A 20,937-nucleotide genomic window follows, 5' to 3' on the forward strand; every position below is an offset into this window, starting at 1 on the left:
CAAGCTGCTGTCCAGGGACAGGGTGGATCACCGGTGCTTTGCAGAGCACAGCCTCACACCGAGAGCAGCGTGCTCCGGGTTGTGCGCTTTCGCGCGCACCCAGGCGAGATGATGGTGAACGCGGCGTCAAGTGGAAGTCCCCTGCATACGCTTGCGGAGTCTTCTGCGAGAGCCCATGCCGACGAGCGCCAAACAAGGTCTGATGCCTTTCGGCGTCGTGGCCTCAACTCATCGATTCGCGAGAAAAGCATCGAATGCAGCAGCAACGGCGCGAACAACAAAGCGGTGCTCCGGCCGCACGCGGATGAAGCCGTTTTCGACGTCCAGGATCCCCTCCTCAGCCAGCGTCACCAAACTCTCAACTGAATCGAGAAAACGAGCTGGTTCGATTTCGTGGGCGGCACAGATGGTCGGCACGTCGGCCTCCAAATCGCACATCAGTCGCTCGATGATCGCTGCGCGCACCCGGTCATCGTCGGTCAGACGGTGACCCTTTGATGTCGCCAGACGTCCACTTGCGATGTGCCGGGCGTAAGAATCCCGTGTTACTTCGTTCTGAACATACCCCTCGCGGACTCGGCCAATAGCCGACGCGCCGAAGCCGATCACGTTTTGCAAGTATCGGCCGAGTATCCCAGCGAATTACGCCGTAGGCGCCCGGTCTTCTGGCGCTAGCGCAAGTTCGTCGTCCGGCGGAGCGAAATGATCGAGCCCGATCTCCCGGTAGCCAGCGCCAACCAGTGTCTCGGCGACAGTTGCAGCCTGTTCGGCGCGAAGATCGCCGTCCGGTAGACCTGCCTGCTCGATTAGGCGCTGATTCTTTATCACGGAAGGAATATGCGCGTATCCGAACACCGCAAGCCGGTTGGGGCGCATGGCGACCGCAGCCATCGCGGTCTGGATGCAGGACTGCACAGTCTGTTTCGGTAGACCGAAGATGAGGTCGAAGTTGATATGGCCAACGCCATGCCGGCGGAGATTTTGGACTGCAGCGGCCGTCTGCACCTTACTCTGGATCCGATTGATCGCCTTTGCACATCGGGATCAAAGCTCTGCATCCGATGCTCGCGCGGTTGACACCGTTAGCTGCCAGGGCTTCGGCCATTTCCGGTGTGAACGTTCGGGGATCGATCTCCACGGCGATCGCAGCAGTTTTGCTGAAAGCGAAGTGGCGGCGTAGAAATTCCATCAGCGCCAAGTGCTCGGCTGGCCCGATAAGGTGAGGCGTTCCGCCGCCGAAATGCACATCGCTCACCGGCAGCCCTTGCCGCACTTGCTCCGACACCAAACTGATCTCCTGACGCAGCACCGCTAAATAATTAAGGATCGGGCCGTTGCGACGGATGACCGCGGTAGGGAAGCCGCAATACCAGCACATGGATCGGCAAAACGGAATGTGGAAATAGAGCGACACCGATTCGTCGGCCGGGAGGCCCCCCAGCCATTCCTCATAATCGTCAGCACCAACTGCCGCAGAGAAGTCTGGCACAGTCGGATAGATGGTATACCAAGGCGGCCGGGGGTCCCGGTACTTTGTCAGGATTGAGGTGTGCAAGGAGCTGTCATCCCACGTCGCTCATCCATCATTCTTTCGTTGCGCGCTCGTCCTGGTCTCTGACCTAAGTCAGTGCGTCCCGCTTATGTCGCAGTCTCGTTTGGACAGGATGGGGTCAACCACGCCGGGGAGCGCGCGTGCCATGGTTGCGCCTGAGGTGATGGTGCGGTGCCGCATTCAACGTCTGAGTACGTGACGCCAGTGCAGTGTGCTTGAGGCGTCTGCGGAAGAACTTTGCAATGCGAAATTCATGTCCGACGCAACGGACCTGTCAAGCCTCGTTCAGACGCCATCCAGGTCCAGCCAGCGGCCTTCCCTGCCGGCCGAAAAACCATACCGGCTTTAGCCACCGAGACGCTCTAAAGCTGACGTCGGCTCATTTGATGAAAGGAGGACGCCGCTAGGGGGTGCACAAGGTTCCCCGGCTTGACGTCGCTTCGAGCGAAGAGCGGTGTGGCTTGTCGTCAAGCGCCGGGCAGCGTGCCCCCTACCGATATCCCGAAAAGATCGACCAAGATGGCCATGCCGACGCCACACGCGGTCTGGATGAGGCCGACCATGAAAATGCGATTGGCGCGTTCGTAGATGGGGCGCCGCAAGGAACTCATGTCGAGCAGCATGGACAGCGCTCTCATCTGCAGTGCGATGCCGAGCAGGATCGGCACTACGGCGAACAGATCGTAGAGTTGCCATGGCAAGGGGTTCGCGGCCCAATGAGTGAGGAAGCCGAGGGAAAAGGCAAGCAGGATACCCACGGCAGTGATTGTGCCGTTGCGGAAAATGGTCTCGATCGGTTCTTCCTTCGGATCGTGCTCGTCCAAGCGGCTTCCTTTCGTTGCTCTTTCCGTCGAGACTAAGTTCTCGAGAATACTGTTCATCGCCAATTACTCGAGGCGAGCCGTAGGCAGCCGTTTCAGGGTGCGCTCCCTCTCGCTTCCGGCCGCGCAATGTACCTGCACGGCGAACTTACAGCGGCGAAAAGGTGCTGCGGCCACCATGCGACGCCTCGGACGTGCACGCCCTCTGTTCCTGGCGCAGCCCTTGCGGAGCGTACGCGCAGTGATCCTTCTCGGTAGCGGATGGCGCGGCCTCCGTTGCGGTCAGACGGGAAGCCGTCGCTGTTAAACGAGACTGTCACATATCGAACATGGCGAACCGTGTCGCACATTTCTTTTCGCAGTGACCCTCAAAAAAAGTGATTCCAGCGAGACGAAGGCGCGTCGGCCCGATTTTGGTGTCGGCCGCATCTACGCTTCAGGTTGGCATGTCGCTTGCTGCTCTATTCGGAGAGCTGCAGCGGTCCGACCGGAGTGTTTCACATGTAAACGATAATGAATCTCCTAGCAGAAAACACTATTATAAGTACATGTGGCTTTTACGCTGGCTCACCTCTCGTGTCAAGCGCTTTGGCGTCCACATATTGGAGACAACACGCACAAAATTTAGAGGAAAAGCTTGCTCTTTCGCCTCTATCCTTTTTATTCCTTCATGGAGATCTAGACATGTACATCAAGAGTCCTCTTCTCGGCTTAACTGCTCTGATGACCATTTCCGTCGGTCGAGCAGCTGGCGCCGAGCGGGAACCGGCCGAGTACATCAAGATCTGCGACGTCCTCGGCTCGGGATATTCCTATATTCCCAACACCGAGACCTGCCTGCGCATCGGCGGCTATGTCCGTTACGATATCGGCCTGGGTGACGTCCGATCGTATGACAGCGCAAGAACCTCGGACGTGAGAACTGGCGAGGACCAAGGCACTTGGCGAAACAGCACACGCTTCACGTTCAAAACTTGGACCGGCCAGCAGACCGAGCTCGGCGCGTTGACGACCTATACCGAAACCCAGGTGAATTTTGGCAACAGCGCTAACTCGCATGACAGTCCTCAGAACTATGATTTCAACAGCGGCCTCGCACTGGCTTCTGCCTGGGTCGAGCTGGGAGGCCTGCGAGTTGGCAAGGAGGGGTCGGCCTTCGATACGTTTGCAAGCTACGCTGGCAACGTTCTCGATAGTATGCTCGTTCCGTCGGCCGGCTTCGACACCAACGTGGCTCAGTACCACTTCGACGCCGGCAACGGCATTTCGACTGTGATTTCGCTCGAACAAGGATCGGGCTCAGCCGGTACTATCGACAGCTATATTCCGCACGTTGTCGCCGGCTTGAAATACACGCAAGGCTGGGGCTCGATCACCGGCGTCGCGGCTTATGACAGCAATTACGAAGCTTTTGCCGGCAAGATCCGCGTCGACGTCGCTGTCACAAACCAGCTGTCGCTGTTTGGACTCTTCGGCTACGGTTCCAATGCCAGTCTCAACGAGGACTCAAACGGCGCAATTGCCAATCATGGGCGCGGCTCGTACAAAATCTGGAACGGCCAGTGGGCTTTCTGGGCGGGCGCCACCTACGAGTTTGACGAGAAAACTTCGTTCAACCTTCAGGTCTCGGGTGATCAGCTCAAGGATGCTGGTGTGGCTGCAAACGTCGCCTACATGGTCGTTCCCGGCTTCACGGTCACAGCCGAGGTCGATTACGACCACTACGGCAACTCTGGCCTCGGCCCTGCCGAGCCTACCGCCGTCAAGGGCACGAGCAAGCCGAACAGCGTCGGCGGCATTCTCCGCTTACAAGGCTCATTTTGAAATCTCTCCAGTCGCGAGCATGGCAAAGGCACTTGCCTCGACAACGCACGCATGGAGAGCTTCGTTCGCCATCTTGAAGTCTGCATCGACCGTCCACGGCCCATCGTACCAACTAGAAACTGAAAGTTATGAGCCCTGTGTACTACACCTAGCCCTTGACCTGCCCGATGAACCGGCCAGGGGCCGTCAGTTCAAATTCGGGGCCGTTTAGAGGGCAGTGTGAGGCCGTGTTAGGTAAGCGCCACTGCAATGTCGAGGCCGCGACACGCCTGTCGCTTTGGACGGCTGGAATTGCCCTTCGCGGCGCCATTCATTCTCTCAACATTTACGTGATAATGCACGCTGAGTCCGAGCCGCGTGGCAGCACCCATCCTAGGTCACTATCGGGGGGCCTTAAACCTGAACAGCTCCATCGTCGCGGCTGCTGCGGAAGCAGGAGCTATCACTGGGACCCGTACTGGTGCTTGTCAGCCGCTGAGCCGCTACTTCGTCTTAGGAAGAGCATTGTCCTTGCCAAAAGCCGGCCAGTATTTCGAGATTGCCAGTGTGGCGCCGGCTGAAGAGAAATGACCATAGTCGAAATATAAAAACTCTCCTCTATCGAAATAGGCGCAGCGTCCTGCGCTGCACAGGAATTTCAGCGGATCGATGAATGTGGCGCCTTTGGTAAATGAGCGCACACGTTCGTTGACGTCGGGGTCCATCGCGATCGGCCAGGACGTATCGTCCAGATTTTGGCGCTTGGCGAAGAACGCAATTTTCCGGACGTCAGTTGGGAACTGCGGAGACTGGCCGATGACAAACACGCGCACGCCCAGGGCACGAAGCGTAGCGATTGTTTGCTGAAGACCGTCGAAACCTCTGACCTCATAGTCACTCCATCTACCGCTGAGGATAACCGTCTTGATGTCCGCTTCCAAGATGACGTCCAAGGCCTTGCGATTGAACCGGACACAATCAAGACGATCGTACGGGTAGTAATAGAGTATCGGCGCGCAGCTGGCGTACGTATATTCAACGATGTTCGCCTGCAATCGATTTATGTTAGCACCCAAGCCGGAAACATAGTGCGCGGCGAAGGAGTCGCCCCACAAAAAAACCGTTGTTGGAAAACCGCTGGTGCGCGTGCAATCCTCCATATTCCAGCTTTCGATCCGGCTGGTGCCCTCGTTGAAACAGATGCCATTCCTCCAGTCCCCGACGGAAATGCGCCGCTGGACATAGTCCGGAAACCGTTGCGGAAAGCCGTTGCCGAGCGCCCCCGCCGCTCCGCCGGCACAAAGGACAACGATCGCGAGCGCTGAAAAGGCGAAGATAGGCCCCGGGGAGGTGAAGGCCCTCTTCTGTCGAAACGGCTGCTCTACAAACTTCCAGGAGAATGCAGCCAATGCGAGGCTTGCCACCAACATCGCACCGGTCATCAACGGATCGAGTTTTTGGAACGAAAGATAGTGCGCGAACGCATTGAGAGGCCAGTGAACAAGATACAACGAATACGAGATGAGCCCAATCCAGACCAGCGGCCTGACTTCGAGCATGCGGGTGGCGACCGTCGAGGGGGTATTTTGGCCAACATAGATCAGAAGGGCCGTTCCGATGCATGGATACAAGGCGTTGTAGCCTGGGAACGGATCACTCGCCGAAATCGCGAAGAACCCGATGGCGAGAAGGCCAAATCCGGCCACCCCCACCGACTCCATCAGGAATCGGTTGCCCAGCGGCGAGGGGCATTTGAGCATGAGCAGGGCGCCCAACATGAGTTCCCAGATTCGGGTCGGCAGCAGATAGAATCCGGCGGTGGGTGCCAGCGATGTCGCCATCACCGCCACTACGAAGCTGCAGAGAATTATCGGAAGAAGTGTCGTCAGCCAGCGCTTCCCGATGTAGCGATAGATTAGGAACATCAGGATTGGTGCGAAGATGTAGTACTGCTCCGCTACGGAAAGCGGCCAAGTGTGCAACAGTGGTAGAAGCGCGGCATCGATAGAGAAGTAACTTGACGTTTTCCAGAAGAAAACGTTCGACCAGAAGGTCGAGGTAGCTATGATGCTAAGACTGAATCCGCGCAGATCCGGTGGCAGAAGAATGAACAATGCCGCAATGCAGGTGAGAAGCATCACAAAGACGAGCGCCGGCAGAATGCGCCGGGCACGGCGCCAGTAGAAGTTGACGATGGAAAATTGGCCGCGTTCAAGGTCATCCAGGAGGCTTCCGCTGGTTAGGTAGCCGGAGATGACGAAGAAGATATCGACCCCGCTAAAGCCACCCGGGATCGCCGAAATTCCGAAATGAAAGAGTACGACCGGAAGTACAGCAACGGCCCTAAGGCCCTCGATATAGCGCCTATATTGCATCCAGCGGTTCCTTTTATTTTAGATCAGGACGCGATTGGAAGCTTTCAATCTCCGGTAGGAGTGCTGCCGAGATAAGGGCGGTATCAGCCACCTTTATCCGTCCCGAATGTTCTGTAAGTTGCAACTGGTACAGAAGCACGATCGCCATCGCCGGCCTTGACGGCCTGATTGTCGAGCAGATCGCGCGGATCGTTGACCATCACGGCCAGGTTATGTCCTGTCGAACAACCAAGCGGCTGTTTGAAGGATTCTTCATTGGGTAAGGCACCATATGAGGGACAGACCGGCGGACGGGCGTGATAGACAATCGCCTCAATTCGCACTGAGCCGGCGTCGTGTTGATCGCGCAATTGAATGTTGTCTTCTTCGATTGCCAACTGCCTGGCCTGATGGGCTACCCCTGCGCTGAGCTGGGGCGAACCGCTGATGAGGAGGTGGATGGCATCGAACCGGCCGCGACTGGCCTTGTCTAGGAAAACACGCAAACGCTGCCGTTCGGAAGCGCGCAGGCTTTGCAACGTCAGGACGGTGGTCTCCTCTCGGACAAGCATTGGTGCCGATGGTTCGACATCAACTGGCGTAGTGCTTGTGCAGCCACTTACGCTTGGTGCCAGAGCGACAAAGAGGATTATAAAACGCAACATCTTTGGATGACACTATTCGATGATGAAGCCGAGACCGCCCTGGGCGCTTGGCGCGCCCGCACGGATAGCAGCGCGGTCTCGCGGGGGACTTGTCACGGAATTCGTCGGAGCGCCCCCTCCGTTCAAAGCCGGTGCCGCCCGCTCGGTCGGTGCGCTCATCTGGTTTGGGTTGGAGCCTGGTCTTACAATGTAAGGCGTAACTAGAATGACCAGTTCTGACTCCTCTTTTTGAAACGAGGTCGAGCGAAAAAGCGGTCCCAGGATCGCCAGTTCTCCGAGCCAGGGAAAGGCCCTGACATCATTGTTGACGTTCCGCCTGATTAGACCGCCGATTGCGAAGCTCTGGCCGCTGGCGAGTTCGACGACCGTATCGGCTCGGCGCGTGGAAACTGCCGGCACGGAAATTCCGTTGATTTGCACGGCACCTTGCGTCGACAGTTCACTGACTTCGGGCGTTACGTGAATGTTGATTTGATTGTTGCTGAGAACTGTCGGCACAAATTCCAGACTGACGCCGAAGTGACGGAATTCAACCGATACCTGCCTGTTTTCCTGCAGGACAGGAATGGGAAATTCGCCGCCCGCGAGAAAGCTGGCCTTTTCACCCGACATAGCGGTGAGGTTCGGCTCAGCCAGGACGGAAGCTATATGCTCCTTGGCGAGCGCGTCGAGAACCGCGCTGACGTTGACGGCACCGTTGTCGAATCCGATTTCTGCTGTACCGCCACCCTGGGTTGAACCAGACCCAGCGCTTGCAGCGCTTCCGCTTAGAACGCCCACTTTGAAATTGCCGATTTGACCGAAGGCGGACAAGTTGACGCCGAGTGACTTCATGGCGCTGCGTGAGACTTCGGCTACGCGCACGCTGAGGTTAACTTGCAGGGATCCAGCGACCTTGATGTTGTTGACGACTTGCGCTCCGTCGCCCAGATATTGCTCAGTGACTCTTTTTGCGGTGTCGGCGACCTCTGCGTCGGGCGCCGTCCCGCTAAGGATTGCGCCGCGCGGCGTATAGTTGACGCGGATGGGATAGTCGCCGACCTGCTCCCGCAACATGGCGCGTAAATCCCCGATCGGTTGCGTGACAACGATACGCAATTCGGCGAGAGGCTCGCCATTGCCATCCAAGGCGAATAGGCTGGTCCGCCCCGATTTCTTGCCAAAGACGAAGATTGTTTTGCTCGATGGCGCCTGAAAATCCGCGATCGTGGGGTCAGCAACAAAGATGGTCGTGGCTGGCCCGGGCAGATGAACGGTCTCCCCGAGCGAAGAGGAAAGGGTCAGCGTGGCGTTGATGCTATTCGAAGCCGCATGCGGCGGGCCTTTGTCCTGCTTGTTTTGCGCCGCGACACCAAGTGGGAAAGTCACAATAAGCGCGCAGAGGAGATGGCCCAGGTAACGGGGCACTGCAGGTCTTGTAACCTTGTTGGCGATCGCCCGCCAATTGAGCGCAGCGCAAGGATGTTGAAGGATCAGCAAAATAGATCTTCTTTCGATTCGACAAACTATGCGGACGAGGCGTCAGTCAATTCTAGGATGTAACCAATGCCTCGGATGGTCTTGATCCGTGGCGTTGCACCTGATCTGGTCAGATGTCCCCGTAAACGATAAATTCCGACTTCAAGCGCGTTGGCAGACACGTCGTCGTTGAATGAATAGAGGTGATCTTCCAATTGCGCACGGGGCACGATGCGGCCTGCCCGGTTAAGCAGGTGCTCTAGAACACAGAGTTCGCGACGTGCGATCATCATTGGGTGCCCATCAACGAAAACCTGGCGGGCGACCGGATCAAAGTCGAGATTGCCAAATACGAGCCTCAGGTCGGTCATCTGTGTCGCCCGGCGCAGAATGGCTCTCATTCTGGCAATAAGCTCATCGGTAGAGATGGGTTTGAGCAGAAAGTCGTCCGCACCACCGTTGAAGATCGCAATTCGCTTATCGAGATCGTTAAGGCTGCTCATAATGACGGCAGGAACTGAATGCCCGTGGGTCCTCAACTGCCTCAGCCAACCCAAGCCATCGCCATCTGGCAGAGCCAATTCCAGCAGGAGAATTTCATAGCTGGCGCAAGAAAATGCACTCGAAGCCAGTTCCAGAGTACCAACGACATCAACGACGAAGCCGCCATCCCCGAGCGCAAGTCGCATGGCGCGCGCAAGATCCGCATGATGATCCACGAGCAGCGTTCGCATTTCATCTCCTCTCGAAGAGGGACGGCCCATCGAACGCGTCACCGGCGGCCATCTGATCGGAGCACACGGCGCGCAACTCGTCGCAGCTCTCGGAACTGGTCCGAGTCGGAGGGACATGCAAGTCGCTCGGTGGCAATAGGCGCGGGTGAGGACCAACTGACGGGCTCAAATACGCCGGTCGGCGAACCCACGAGGCCAGCAACCCGCGTGCGATTTCTCGTTGCATCATCTCTCCTACGTGCAGCCCCTGCGCTCGCAAGGCAGCGTCGCGGCTCAGAGCCCGATTCCCACAGAGGGTAGGGTTAGCTTTCGAGAAACTGATTGAACAAATCGATTATTTGGATCGAATGCATCCACGGTATGGATGCAGCGCACCATCTTCAACGACTGCGGCGTCCTGATGCACTGTTGTGTCTGTCGTGCTCTGCTTTTTTCGCTGTCCTTCAAGGCTGGCGAGCCTGGTGGAACCTGCGCGTCATTGGCTTGGTAGCTTGAATGCTCAACAACGGAGCGCCCTGCGCAAAGCCGCTCTCATTTCCAAAAAGCCTTGCAATCTGGTTGGAGCACTTCGCGCTCGACACCAAAATAGGCGAGGAAAACTGACGTCTGACAGGGATGTACATGCAACAGCCGATTTGCGGCACCAGCAAACGACCGCGTTCAGGCTGAAGATCGACGACCAACGGCTCCTCGATTTCCGCACTTTTACAAGCTCTTCCTGTGCGGGCGGATGCCGGCAAACAGCAGCACAGGGTCAGCGAAACCGGGAGCGGGCCTGCTTGATCGCCATGATCACATTGCCGCTGTCGCGCGTGCGGAGCGGAATGCAATCGGTCCAGCCGGCGGCAATCCGGTCAGCACCATCGTCTGCACGAAGCTCCCTGACGAAGACGTGCCCGAATGCGCTCAACAAAGCCGGGCGGCGGATCTTTCCAATCGCCGAAGGTGCGGGCTGGCACCGAGCGGCGAACTGCGAACTCATTCCTGCCCGGCGGCGCTGGCCGCCGCGAGCGTCGATGCGGACCCAGCCGCTCCGAATCCTCCCACAACACGATGAGCGCGTCGCGGACATCGCTGCCGTAACAGCGGCTGCGGCTCTTGCCCGCAGACGGCCTCTGCTCACGACGGTTCATAAGACGGATCGCGCGCTTGCGAATAATAGCCGGTTACCGCCTCGAACTCATCCAGAATGCGCCGCTTGTCAACGCCGCAATAAAGCTCCACGATCGCCGCTTCACCGTGTCGCCATGCTGAGCCGCGCCATCCTTCCCCCGAACCGGAATGGCACGACCTGTCCATCCCCTTTGGAACAGGACACTATTGGTAACATTTTGCTTGAGGCAATGCGGCTCGTTGCCTTCCTTTTCGCTGACCGGAAGGGTACCGGAAGTCGTCTATCGCATCTTACCCGCTGAAAGCGGCAACACCTCGACCTCAATCGCAGATCATAGGAAATAGACGATCGCGTCGGGGCCTCAGCATCGGTTCACCGGGTTTCCGTCATCGACTGAAGCGAATTGCCCCATCGACCGTCACCGGGTGGGCCGCGATACGTCGCCGTATATGATTAGCGAGCGCACGTAGCGGAGCCATAGCTCTCCACCCAGCCATGTTCCCCTAGTTGGAAAATGTCCGGCGGACCAGAGGTGCTGTCGTCAGCTTTTCCTGAATAGCGGCCAAGGCAATCCCTACCAGTCCATCACCACCTTGCCGGAACTGCCGCTCTTCATCGCATCGAAACCGATCTGAAAATCGTCGATGCCGATGCGGTGGGTGATCAGGCCGGAGACATCCAGCGGACCCTGCACAAGCGCGATCATCTTGTACCAGGTTTCGAACATCTCGCGGCCGTAGATGCCTTTGAGATGCAGCATCTTGAAGATGACCTTGTTCCAGTCGATCTCGAAGCCGGTCGGCGCGATGCCCAGAATGGCGATCTTGCCGCCATTGTTCATGGTGTCGATCATGTCGCGGAAAGCGGGGGCGGCGCCTGACATTTCGAGGCCGACGTCGAACCCCTCGGTCATGCCGAGCACCGGCATGACGTCGCGCAGCTTCTCCTTCGAGGCGTCGACGACATGCTGGACGCCGAGTTTCTTGGCTAGCGCCAGCCGCACCGGGTTGATGTCAGTGATGACCACTTTGCGCGCGCCGACGCATTGGGCGACGAGCGCGCCCATGATGCCGATCGGCCCGGCGCCAGTCACCAGCACGTCCTCGCCGACCAGATCGAAGGACAATGCGGTGTGGACGGCATTGCCCAAGGGATCGAAGATCGCGGCAATCTCATCGGGCACATCGTCGGGGATCGGCACGACATTGTGCTGCGGGATCGCCAGATACTCGCCGAAGGCGCCTGGACGGTTGACGCCGACGCCGAGCGTGTTGCGGCACAGATGCCCTCGCCCGGCGCGACAGTTGCGGCAATGGCCGCAGACGATGTGGCCTTCGCCCGATACACGCTGGCCGACCTTGTATTCGGTGACCGCTGCGCCGAAATCGGCAACGGTGCCGACGAATTCATGGCCCGTCACCATCGGCACCGGCACCGTCTTCTGCGCCCACTGGTCCCAATTGTAGATGTGCACGTCGGTGCCGCAGATCGCCGTCTTCTTGATCTTGATCAGCACGTCGTTGGGGCCGATTTCCGGCACCGGCACCTCTTCCATCCAGATGCCCGGTTCGGCCTTGGCCTTCACAAGCGCCTTCATCATGTTCGACATCAGGATTTCCCTATTCCGTGATTGCGCTTCTGGCGAGATAGCCTGCACAACGGGAAGGTAGGCCACTAACTCGTTTGAACGTCCGGAATGGTCAGCCCCGCCTGCTCAGCCTCGCGGCGCAAATTCTGACGGGGCCTGGGGCCGATCTGCTGGATCACCAATCCGGCTGCCAGTGAGCCAAGGTCGCCGCAAGTCTGCAGGTCGCGGCCTTGCGTGTAGCCATGCAGGAAGCCGGCGGCATAGAGATCGCCGGCGCCCGTCGTGTCGACCAGTTCCTTGATGGCGGTCGCCTTGATCACCACGGTCTCGTCGCCGCGCACGATCACCGAGCCTTTTTCCGAGCGGGTGACGGCGGCGATCCGGCAATCCTTGCGGATCTGGGCCAGCGCCTCGTCGAACGACGATGTCTGGTAGAGCGACTTGATCTCGTGGCTGTTGGCAAAGACGATGTCGACCGTGCCCGAGCGCACCAGGTCGAGGAATTCGTCGCGGTAGCGGTCGACGCAGAACGAATCCGACAGCGTCATCGACACTTCTCGGCCTGCCGCGTGCGCCAGCTTCGCCGTCTGGCGGATTGCCTCCTTGGCGCGCGGCGGGTCCCACAGATAGCCTTCGAAATAGGTGACCTTGGCGCCGGACGCCTTGTCGGCTTCGACATCCTCAGGGCCAAGCTCGACGCAGGCGCCGAGATAGGTGTTCATCGAGCGCTCGCCGTCGGGCGTGACGAAGATCATCGAGCGCGCCGTCGGCGGCTCACCCTTGAGCGGCGTGGTGCCGAAGGCGACGCCCTGCGCATGGATGTCGTGGGCGTAGATTTCGCCCAGCGCATCGTTGGAGACCTTGCCGAAGAAGGCCGCGCGGCCGCCAAAGCTGGCGACGCCGGCCGCCGTGTTGCCGGCGCTGCCGCCGGACGCTTCGATCGCCGGGCCCATGCGGCTGTAGAGCAGTTCGGCGCGTTGTGTGTCGATGAGGTTCATCGCGCCCTTGATGATGCCGTTGGTCTCGAGGAATTCCTCGTCGCACTGGGCGATGATGTCGACAATGGCATTGCCGATGCAAAGCACGTCATAATCCGGCATCAAAATCTCCGCCAAAACCCGAGCCGGCTTCTTGCCACGCCGGCCGGGCGTGGTCTCGCGAGTTGAAATGGGTTGCCGCATGCGCTTGATCCAGCCGCCCTCACGCAGCTGCCGGTCCGGCTTCACGCAGCAAATCGTCAGCTTTGTCCGTCTTCTCCCAAGTGAACTCAGGCTCTTCACGCCCGAAGTGTCCGTATGTCGCCGTCTTGCGGTATATCGGCCGTAAGAGATCAAGCATCTTGATGATGCCTTTCGGTCGGAGATTGAAAACCTCGAGAACAAGGCGCTCGATCCTTTTTTCCTCGATCCTTGCGGTTCCGAAGGTATTGACCATGACAGAAACCGGACTGGCCACGCCGATCGCGTAGGCAAGCTGAACCTCGCAGACCTCCGCAAGGCCGCTGGCAACGATGTTCTTCGCGACATACCGGGCGGCATAGGCCGCCGAGCGGTCAACCTTGGATGGGTCCTTGCCCGAAAAGGCACCGCCGCCGTGACGCCCGGTCCCACCGTAGGAATCGACGATGATCTTCCGTCCTGTGAGGCCGCAGTCGCCGGCAGGCCCACCGACCACGAACCGCCCTGTTGGGTTGACCAGAAATCTGATCCCCGAAGTATCCAGGTGGGCCGGCAGGACCGGTTTTATGATCTCCTCAATGACGCCTTCGCGGACCGTGGCTTGTGAGACCGCTTCGTCATGCTGCGTTGACAGGACTATGGTATCCAGCGCCACCGGGCGGAGCCCTTCGTAGCGTACCGACACTTGAGATTTCACGTCCGGACGCAGCCAGCCAAGCTGTCCCGCTTTCCGGACCTCGGCCTGTCTTTTCGTCAAATGGTGAGCGAGTTGGATCGGCAGGGGCATCAATGTATCCGTCTCGTTGCATGCGAATCCAAACATGATGCCCTGATCCCCTGCCCCTTGCCCGAGATCCTGCCCTCGTCCTTCATCAACGCCCTGGCTTATGTCGGGCGACTGCTCGGTGAGGGCCAGAACGACGGCGCAACGTCGACCATCAAAGCCAATCGCATCATCGTCGTAGCCAATATCGAGTATCGTATCGCGGGCGACTTGGCTGTAATCGATGTGGGCATGGCTGGTGATCTCGCCAGCCACAACGACCATCCCCGTCTTCACCAACACTTCACAGGCGACGCGCGCCTTCGGATCGGTGCGCAGGACCGCATCGAGAATGGCATCGGAGATGTTGTCTGCCATCTTATCGGGGTGTCCCGCGCCGACGGATTCGGAAGAGAACACGAACTGCCTGGTCATAAAAATGCCCTCGCTTCAAGTGCTGGAGTTAGTGAGGAGTTTCTGGATTGGGGTGGCTTATCGGTCGGGGATGCCGGGAACATCGAACGCAGTGCAGAAGTCGGCAACGTCTCTTCGTACGCTCGCATGAACTTCCTGGTCATCGGGCTGGCGGCAGACCGAGTCGATGAAAGCGGCGATCTGCACCATCTCCGTTTCGCGCATGCCCATGGACGTCACCGCTGGTGTCCCTAAGCGGATGCCGCTTGTCAGCGCCGGATGCCGCCGGTCGCCCGGGACCATATTGAAATTCGCAATGATGCCTGCACGCGATAAGCGCTCCGCATAGGCTTTGCCTGACAGCGACCGGTCCCGAAGATCAAGGATCAGCATGTGATTGTCAGTGCCCCCGGTGACGAGTTCATAACCTCGCTCCAGAAGTGCCTGGGCCAGAGCCTTGGCGTTGTGGACGATCTGCTGACCGTAGACACGAAAGGACGAGTTCGCTGCTTCCTGCAAAGCGACGGCAAGCGCGGCGATAGTATTCATATGCGGTCCGCCTTGCAGAAGAGGGAACACGGCGCGGTCTATACGTTTGGCCAGATTGTGTTTGCTCTTCGGATGATGGAGGGGCTGATAACGGTCTTCATTCCTTGATAAAATGAAGCCACCCCGGGGACCGCGGATCGACTTGTGAGAGGTGCTGGTGACCACATCGCAATGGGACACGGGGTTCGGATGCACTCCTGCGACAACCAGGCCGCAGATGTGGGCGATGTCAGCCACCAGATACGAGTTCACCTCCGAAGCAATTTCGGCCATTGCCGCGTAGTCAAAAATACGCGGATAAGCAGTTCCGCCGACCCAAATTAGCTTCGGGCGTTCCCGCTTGGCGGTCTCGCGCAAGTGGTCATAGTCAATTTGCTGTGTCTTTTCGTGCAGCCTGTACGGGACGCGCTGATAATCGCTGCCGGAAAAATTGACGGACCAACCGTGAGTCAGATGGCCGCCTTCGGGTAAAGGCAAGCCCATGACTTTGTCACGGGGGCTCAAAAGCGCGCGATAGACAGCCTGGTTGGCTGGCGAGCCTGAATAAGGCTGGACGTTGGCATGTTCACTGCCAAATAGCGCTTTCAGGCGCTCGATCGCGAGGGTCTCAAGCTCATCGACGATCTCGTTTCCGGCGTAGTAGCGCGCACCGGGGTATCCCTCGGCATACTTGTTGGTGAAAATCGACCCGGTCGCTTCCAACACCGCCGAGGAGGCAAAGTTCTCGGAGGCGATCAGTTTGAGAGTTGTCCGCTCCTGACGCTCCTGTCTTAGAAGCAGTTCGTGAACGCGGGAGTCGACGGCGGCTAAGTGAGGCCGCCCGTAAGTGTCGGGCTGCGCGATGGCGCCGCCGGCGGAGTTATCCATGGTAGTCGCGCTCCATTTGGACTGATCTATTTCACGATCAAGCAGGCGGTCCCTTCAACCGCGCGTCTTGTATTGCTTCCAGGCGTTGTAGGTCTCTTTTATGATGGCCATCATCGTGGGGCAGGAGATCGACCACCAATTGAGCCAGCTCGCCATCCTTGCCTCCTGCTTGCATATGGTACGAAGACTGCGGACGTTGTTCGTTGCAGCAAAGAAAGTTGGCTCTGACCAGCCGCCGAACGTGGCGTCGAACCTGCTCGCGAGGCAGACCGGTAATATCGGCCAGCTCGCCGACGGTTAGATCCGCATGCGCGCAAAGGCCCAGGATTCGAAGGCGATCAAGATGCGCTGCCGTCCTTAGGCGATTTACCAGTGTCAACATTGGTTAGCATCAACCCGGACGGGATGCAGCAAGCCGCTAGCCCTTCTATCCCCATCAATCCGCATGAGACCTCTCTCGTCATTTGCTGTAAATCCGCTGGTATGGATGCTAATGGAAGATAGATCACAGTCCTTTCTACGACTAAGACGCCAGATATTGGGGCTAATGTACCACCTGACAGGAGACTACACTCACGAACATTATGTGAATTTTTTTTAACGTTGCTGAGAATCAAGGGGGAGGTTTGGCGAATGTCTCGCCGTCGACTGTCGAATCCTGCCCGACGGGATTATAGGGTGCGTAGCCTGCTTGTCCTTTCCACATGACCAGCGACGATGGGGCGAAGGCGGCAGACATAGCTCTGGAGCATGCTGCGGTATCTTTGGCCTGAAGCCGAGGAAGGCGGACCGTGGCTTCCGCGCCGCTGCCGGGAGCCCGCGAACAGGCCAAGTGGATCAGCCGGGTGTTGCCGTCATAGAGCGTGAGACCCAAAGCTGGCCAGCCGCGCCCTGAGGCTGACGCACCGCTCAGCGTCCACCTTGCTCTCGAAGCCCATCGGCATAGCGCCGATAACGACTTGACCGCGTGCGTGTCGACGAGCGATCGGTGAGCGCAAGGATCGAGGGTGCAGTGCAGGATAATGCTGTTTTAAATCAGCGCTGTTTTCAGCCGACTGCCTTGAGCGTGGCACGAGGATATAGGCCCAAGGCAGGAGATCATCGTCTGCTGTTCGGGAGGCCGCCCTGGGCGCGCGACAGCCGTTCCTTCGGCTGCGCCGCTCCGCCACCATCCGCGCCGTGCCTTCCGGAGACCATTCCCGCTACCGGCCGGCGCCCGTGAAAACCTCGACCCGGCGCACCGGCTCGAGATGGCTGGGCTCAGCGTAACTCTGAAGTCGTCATATACCGAAGTCTTCACAGACTTCGGACATCCCCCTCACAGTCCGATCCAGATGGCGTCAGGAACACCGCTTGCGTTGATGCGGATGAACCCCTGCTTGTGCCACAATGACCCTTATGTCAGCGCGCGAGCCAAAGCTTCCGCGCAAGGCGACGGCTAGGATAAGGCAATGCCGACGAAGGGCACATTGCTTGCCACACTCTGGAATGATGGCATGCTCGGAAGGCCTAGGCTTTGCTCAGGGCCGCCTGCAAGGCGCGCTTTGAGGTTATTCACATAGCCTTCTGCGTAGTCCTGCGCCGTCGAGACCGAAAGATCAATGCCTGCCGCCAAGGCCTCTTCCATCAGGTGCTTTACGAGCCCATTTCGAATGGCCAGCTTGACCTCGGGGCCTGCGATAAGGCCGATCGCCTGCGCGGCCATATTGAGGCCAGCTTCCTCCAGCGCTCGCTTCATATCGCCTCCGTTAATGGCCGTACGCAGGAGATTGGCTGCTTGCGACTCAGCCTCGAGAACCATCGAGGCAAGATCGGCTACTTGTCCGAGGCCCGGAATGAAGCTGAGCAGTCCCACCGCCGTTGCCGCCAAGTCGAGCACTTTCGTCTCGATTTTGAGCACGGAGTCGACGACGTGCATGACGGCCCCGCCGTTCTTTTTGGCTGACTTAATGTCAGGCTGGTCCATCAGGCCCATCTTCATGTCCGCGACGGCATTCTGCTCTTCTGCGGTTTGGGCGCCGTGGGTGATTGGCTGCTGAACGTTGCGGTTCGCAGACGACATGTTTGTGCAAAAATGGGCAAAGTCTTTTTTGCTGATATTGCCGGAATCAACCGTATGCCCGCCGCCAAAGTCGAAGAATTTATGATGGGTCTTATAGCCCGTGATCGAATTGTTCAGGAGGCCAAACAAAAGAGGATCTGAAAGGAGCTGAGAGGCTGCTTCCCGCACTTTCGGATCAAGGCTCTTGTCGTCTTTCATTTTCGCCAGTTTGTCGCGAGTCAGAACACCGCTTCCAAAGAACGTGTCCTGATGGTCCTTGATCATCTCGACCGTATTCAGCTCAGTTTGCGTGAGGCTCATCGACGATGAGGCGACTTGCAGGAAATCCTCTTTGTGCATCTTCCCTTTCGAGCCACCGCACAACTGGTTCCAAGCATCGGGGTGATCGAGGAAATATTGCGCCGCCGCAATGACCTGGGGCGGAAATTTGCCGTTTTTCGATTCGCCGCCGACCATTTTCTTGAACTCATCCAGACTCAGGTCCTTGGACAGATTTTCGGAGTACCGGTAAAACTCCCGCAAGGCATCGCTCAAGGTCATGACCGAAGGCTGCAAACCTCCGCTGCCGTCGGATGGTATGTAGTTCTGCTCGTAGCTTCGCGCTTGGGCTTCCTGAAATGCAGCAACTTGTGGGTGGTGGTTTGAAAATCCGGCCAAGTCCTTGGCGTTGATCTTGCCTCCACAGCGGCCGTCGCCCTGCGAGCCAATCGCATAAAAAAGTCCCGAATCCTGCTGCAGTCCCTGGATCGCCGCTTTCAGATCCGGTGGCGTAGAGGGATCATTGGCTTTGTCGGTCAACGACTTCCAAGTAAGCGGGCATTGGTCCTTGTGACGGTTGAGTACCGCAACAATCTGCAACTCAGCCGTGGTCAGCGACCCACCGTTCCACGTGATTCCGGGGCTCGGCCTGGGAGCCGGCTCGATCTTCGGAGTGACGCCGAGCAGATGTTGGGCTTCAGTCGCCTTGGAGCGTTGCGATTGGTCCTCCTTGAGAGCCGCCCTCATATTTGGCGGCAGCAGATCCAGTGGGTGTTGCTCCAAGCCATTCAATGTCAAGACATCCGGTGCCAGATGGCCCAAAGGGTCCTGCCGCAATTTATCCATTGTCGAATCAAGATTCGACGCTGGCAGATCCCCTTGCGCGAAAGAGCCGGGCTTGTCTGCCAGCACACAAGTGGACAGCATCGCTTCGAAGCACGATGCACTTTGCTGATGCTGGGTCGCAAAATGGGAAACTTTCAGGCCCGGCCAACCCCTTGCGGACTGTAGCGAATTTGAGCGGTAGAAAGTTGAAAGATTACTGGCCGACATTATGCATCCTCAGACGTGACGTTGAAATCCCCACAAGAGACCCCGACAGAAGATCCCTTGCGTTTCACAAAATTCGACAATTCCAAGCGTCGGCAGGTCACGAATGCGCCTGCCCTGCCTTCAATTGCTGTGTTCCGGGCCGGCTCCAAGGTTCGGTCCAACACAATGGCCGGAGTCACCGCGAGAGCTGCCGGGACTCATCATGAGCGGATTAGCTTTCGAGAAACTGACGAGTTTGCGAAGAGTTCACAAAGGGGTAGCCGCAGTCATGTTCTTCAGAGCTGCGGGAAATCCTCAATGTTCATTTCTTGCCCAGCTCAGGCTTCCCGCCAACGCTATCCTGTTGTGGGATGTCAGAAGAATAAGAAGCATCCGGTCGTCCGTCGCGAACGACCGTAGTGGAGGAGCCGCGAAACAAGATCAGCACTGATTCCTTTGGCGTTGCCGCTATGTGAGTCTGCGCCTGCGCCTGCGCCACCAAGCCGTTAAAGGTCTGCTCCACGAGTGCGACGAAGCGCGGTGGACCGGAAACGAAGACGAGGCCATTGCCTGGCACGGGTTTGACCACATAGCGCTCGTCGGAGATATCAAGCTTGTCGAGAGCCCCCTTGAACGCATCGAAGCGAATCGACGTCATCAAAAGCATTCGAGTTTGCGATTCTTGTGCAGCAGACACATAGAGCACAAGGCCGTCATAGTACCATTGTAGACCGTAAAGGTTCGTCAAGCGGTCGAGGAACGCGCGCGGTGGCAAATCAGGCATACGTCCGCGAATTCGCCCCTTCACCGCAGGACTGATGTTGACCCTGATATTCAGGTTGTTGCCGAATTCCTGCAACGCTGCAGCGAGCTCCTGATCCAGAACCGTGTATCTATAGGGTGTCGCCGGAAGGGACAGCGGGACTGCATGCGCCGGGTGAATCCCGGTGGACAGAAAAAACCCGGCACAAAGAAGTCTCAAAACATGCAGGGTGACGGGTTGGATAAGCGTTCTCGGCATGTCGCACTGATAAACCAAACGCTGAAATCATCACAAGTGACTAAATTGCCGAAGAGATTTTAGATTGTCGAAATGACGCCGCCGTTAGTCAGCTTGTTGTCAGCTTGCCCCCCTAGGAGTGTTGCGCCGACACCGGGTGATGAATGGGCGGGGCTCGCCCGGTCAGAGAGAGCAACCGAGTCCTTACATGATGATGCCTGTCACGTCGATCTCTGCCACTCTAACGGCTGGCCTCCCCAGGGTCGGATCACCGTCGATTGTCGAGCAGGCCCAGTTTGAGCGCGCCTTAGGGCATGCAGCCGACTCGCTGAAAAACGATGCCGCCGCGGGGCCAGCGAGTGCGGCGCCAGTTGCTGCGGCGATGGATGTTCAGCGCGCGGCTGCGCCGACGAGCGGCATGGGCGATCGCGTGTTGCAGACGATTTCCTCCCTATATCCACACAACACTGTTTCCTTCCCCGCGCTCGACCATGACATAGCCCTTTCGAAGGGCGCTCTACCGGGACCGGCGCAGAAGCTTCCCGTTCCAGGTGAGGCGGGAACCGGAATCTCGGGCATTCCCCAACAAGGGCAAGACTTCGAAACGATGATGGCTGGTCTTCGGGATGTTTACAACGGCGTCACCCAGGTGGCGCTTATCTCCAAAGGCGTCAGCGGCGTCACATCATCCGTGAATAAACTTTTGAAGGAAGGCTGAACCGCGC

General features: G+C 58.2%; 14 protein-coding genes and 2 pseudogenes. 2 read left to right on the forward strand and 14 right to left on the reverse strand.

Annotated features, from left to right (window positions below):
- Positions 1-228 precede the first annotated feature (228 nt).
- Positions 229-1,555 (reverse strand): annotated as a pseudogene (gene hemN / locus EOA79_RS01095) (oxygen-independent coproporphyrinogen III oxidase).
- A 464-nt stretch (positions 1,556-2,019) separates the two neighbouring features.
- The gene (locus EOA79_RS01100) at positions 2,020-2,376 is read right to left on the reverse strand and encodes a hypothetical protein (RefSeq protein WP_024505577.1); all 357 of its coding nucleotides are present in this window, start codon (positions 2,374-2,376) and stop codon (positions 2,020-2,022) included.
- Between the two features lie 681 nt (positions 2,377-3,057).
- Between EOA79_RS01100 and EOA79_RS01105 the strand changes: the two genes are divergently transcribed.
- Complete coding sequence (locus tag EOA79_RS01105; RefSeq protein WP_127213822.1) at positions 3,058-4,197, forward strand: porin; 1,140 nt, start codon at positions 3,058-3,060, stop codon at positions 4,195-4,197.
- A 482-nt stretch (positions 4,198-4,679) separates the two neighbouring features.
- On the opposite strand, the gene EOA79_RS01110 is transcribed toward EOA79_RS01105, so the two are convergent.
- From EOA79_RS01110 to EOA79_RS01165, 12 genes and pseudogenes are all read right to left on the reverse strand, one after another.
- Positions 4,680-6,551 (reverse strand): acyltransferase family protein, encoded by a 1,872-nt coding sequence (locus EOA79_RS01110; protein WP_127213821.1) that lies wholly within the window; start codon positions 6,549-6,551, stop codon positions 4,680-4,682.
- Between the two features lie 83 nt (positions 6,552-6,634).
- Positions 6,635-7,195: a CpaD family pilus assembly lipoprotein gene (locus EOA79_RS01115; protein WP_063169261.1), complete on the reverse strand. Its 561-nt coding sequence runs from the start codon at positions 7,193-7,195 to the stop codon at positions 6,635-6,637.
- 12 nt (positions 7,196-7,207) lie between these two features.
- On the reverse strand, positions 7,208-8,629 hold the full coding sequence (locus EOA79_RS01120; protein WP_063170365.1) for a type II and III secretion system protein family protein: 1,422 nt from the start codon (positions 8,627-8,629) through the stop codon (positions 7,208-7,210).
- 71 nt (positions 8,630-8,700) lie between these two features.
- Positions 8,701-9,387 (reverse strand): response regulator transcription factor, encoded by a 687-nt coding sequence (locus EOA79_RS01125; protein WP_063169262.1) that lies wholly within the window; start codon positions 9,385-9,387, stop codon positions 8,701-8,703.
- Between the two features lie 805 nt (positions 9,388-10,192).
- A pseudogene (locus EOA79_RS33375) lies at positions 10,193-10,361 on the reverse strand (transposase); the annotation flags it as partial.
- 714 nt (positions 10,362-11,075) lie between these two features.
- On the reverse strand, positions 11,076-12,110 hold the full coding sequence (gene tdh, locus EOA79_RS01135) for an L-threonine 3-dehydrogenase (protein WP_063169264.1): 1,035 nt from the start codon (positions 12,108-12,110) through the stop codon (positions 11,076-11,078).
- A 65-nt stretch (positions 12,111-12,175) separates the two neighbouring features.
- The gene (locus EOA79_RS01140) at positions 12,176-13,189 is read right to left on the reverse strand and encodes an adenosine kinase (protein ID WP_063170366.1); all 1,014 of its coding nucleotides are present in this window, start codon (positions 13,187-13,189) and stop codon (positions 12,176-12,178) included.
- A 100-nt stretch (positions 13,190-13,289) separates the two neighbouring features.
- Entirely contained in the window at positions 13,290-14,465 is a 1,176-nt protein-coding gene (gene metK / locus EOA79_RS01145; protein ID WP_063169265.1) for a methionine adenosyltransferase, read from the reverse strand.
- Positions 14,466-14,522: 57 nt separating this feature from the next.
- Positions 14,523-15,860 (reverse strand): serine hydroxymethyltransferase, encoded by a 1,338-nt coding sequence (gene glyA / locus EOA79_RS01150; RefSeq protein WP_063169266.1) that lies wholly within the window; start codon positions 15,858-15,860, stop codon positions 14,523-14,525.
- Positions 15,861-15,897: 37 nt separating this feature from the next.
- Positions 15,898-16,242: a helix-turn-helix domain-containing protein gene (locus tag EOA79_RS01155; RefSeq protein ID WP_082826567.1), complete on the reverse strand. Its 345-nt coding sequence runs from the start codon at positions 16,240-16,242 to the stop codon at positions 15,898-15,900.
- Positions 16,243-17,298: 1,056 nt separating this feature from the next.
- Entirely contained in the window at positions 17,299-19,233 is a 1,935-nt protein-coding gene (locus EOA79_RS01160) for an HrpF/NolX family T3SS translocon protein (protein WP_024505366.1), read from the reverse strand.
- Positions 19,234-19,534: 301 nt separating this feature from the next.
- Entirely contained in the window at positions 19,535-20,233 is a 699-nt protein-coding gene (locus EOA79_RS01165; protein ID WP_024505367.1) for a secretin N-terminal domain-containing protein, read from the reverse strand.
- A gap of 187 nt (positions 20,234-20,420) precedes the next feature.
- Here EOA79_RS01165 and EOA79_RS01170 point away from each other — a divergent pair, with 187 nt between their 5' ends.
- Positions 20,421-20,930 carry a nodulation protein NolB gene (locus EOA79_RS01170; protein ID WP_024505368.1) on the forward strand — a complete coding sequence of 170 codons (510 nt, stop codon included), beginning with the start codon at positions 20,421-20,423 and terminating at the stop codon, positions 20,928-20,930.
- Positions 20,931-20,937 lie beyond the last annotated feature (7 nt).

Source organism: Mesorhizobium sp. M1A.F.Ca.IN.020.03.2.1, assembly GCF_004023205.1.
Lineage (GTDB): Bacteria > Pseudomonadota > Alphaproteobacteria > Rhizobiales > Rhizobiaceae > Mesorhizobium.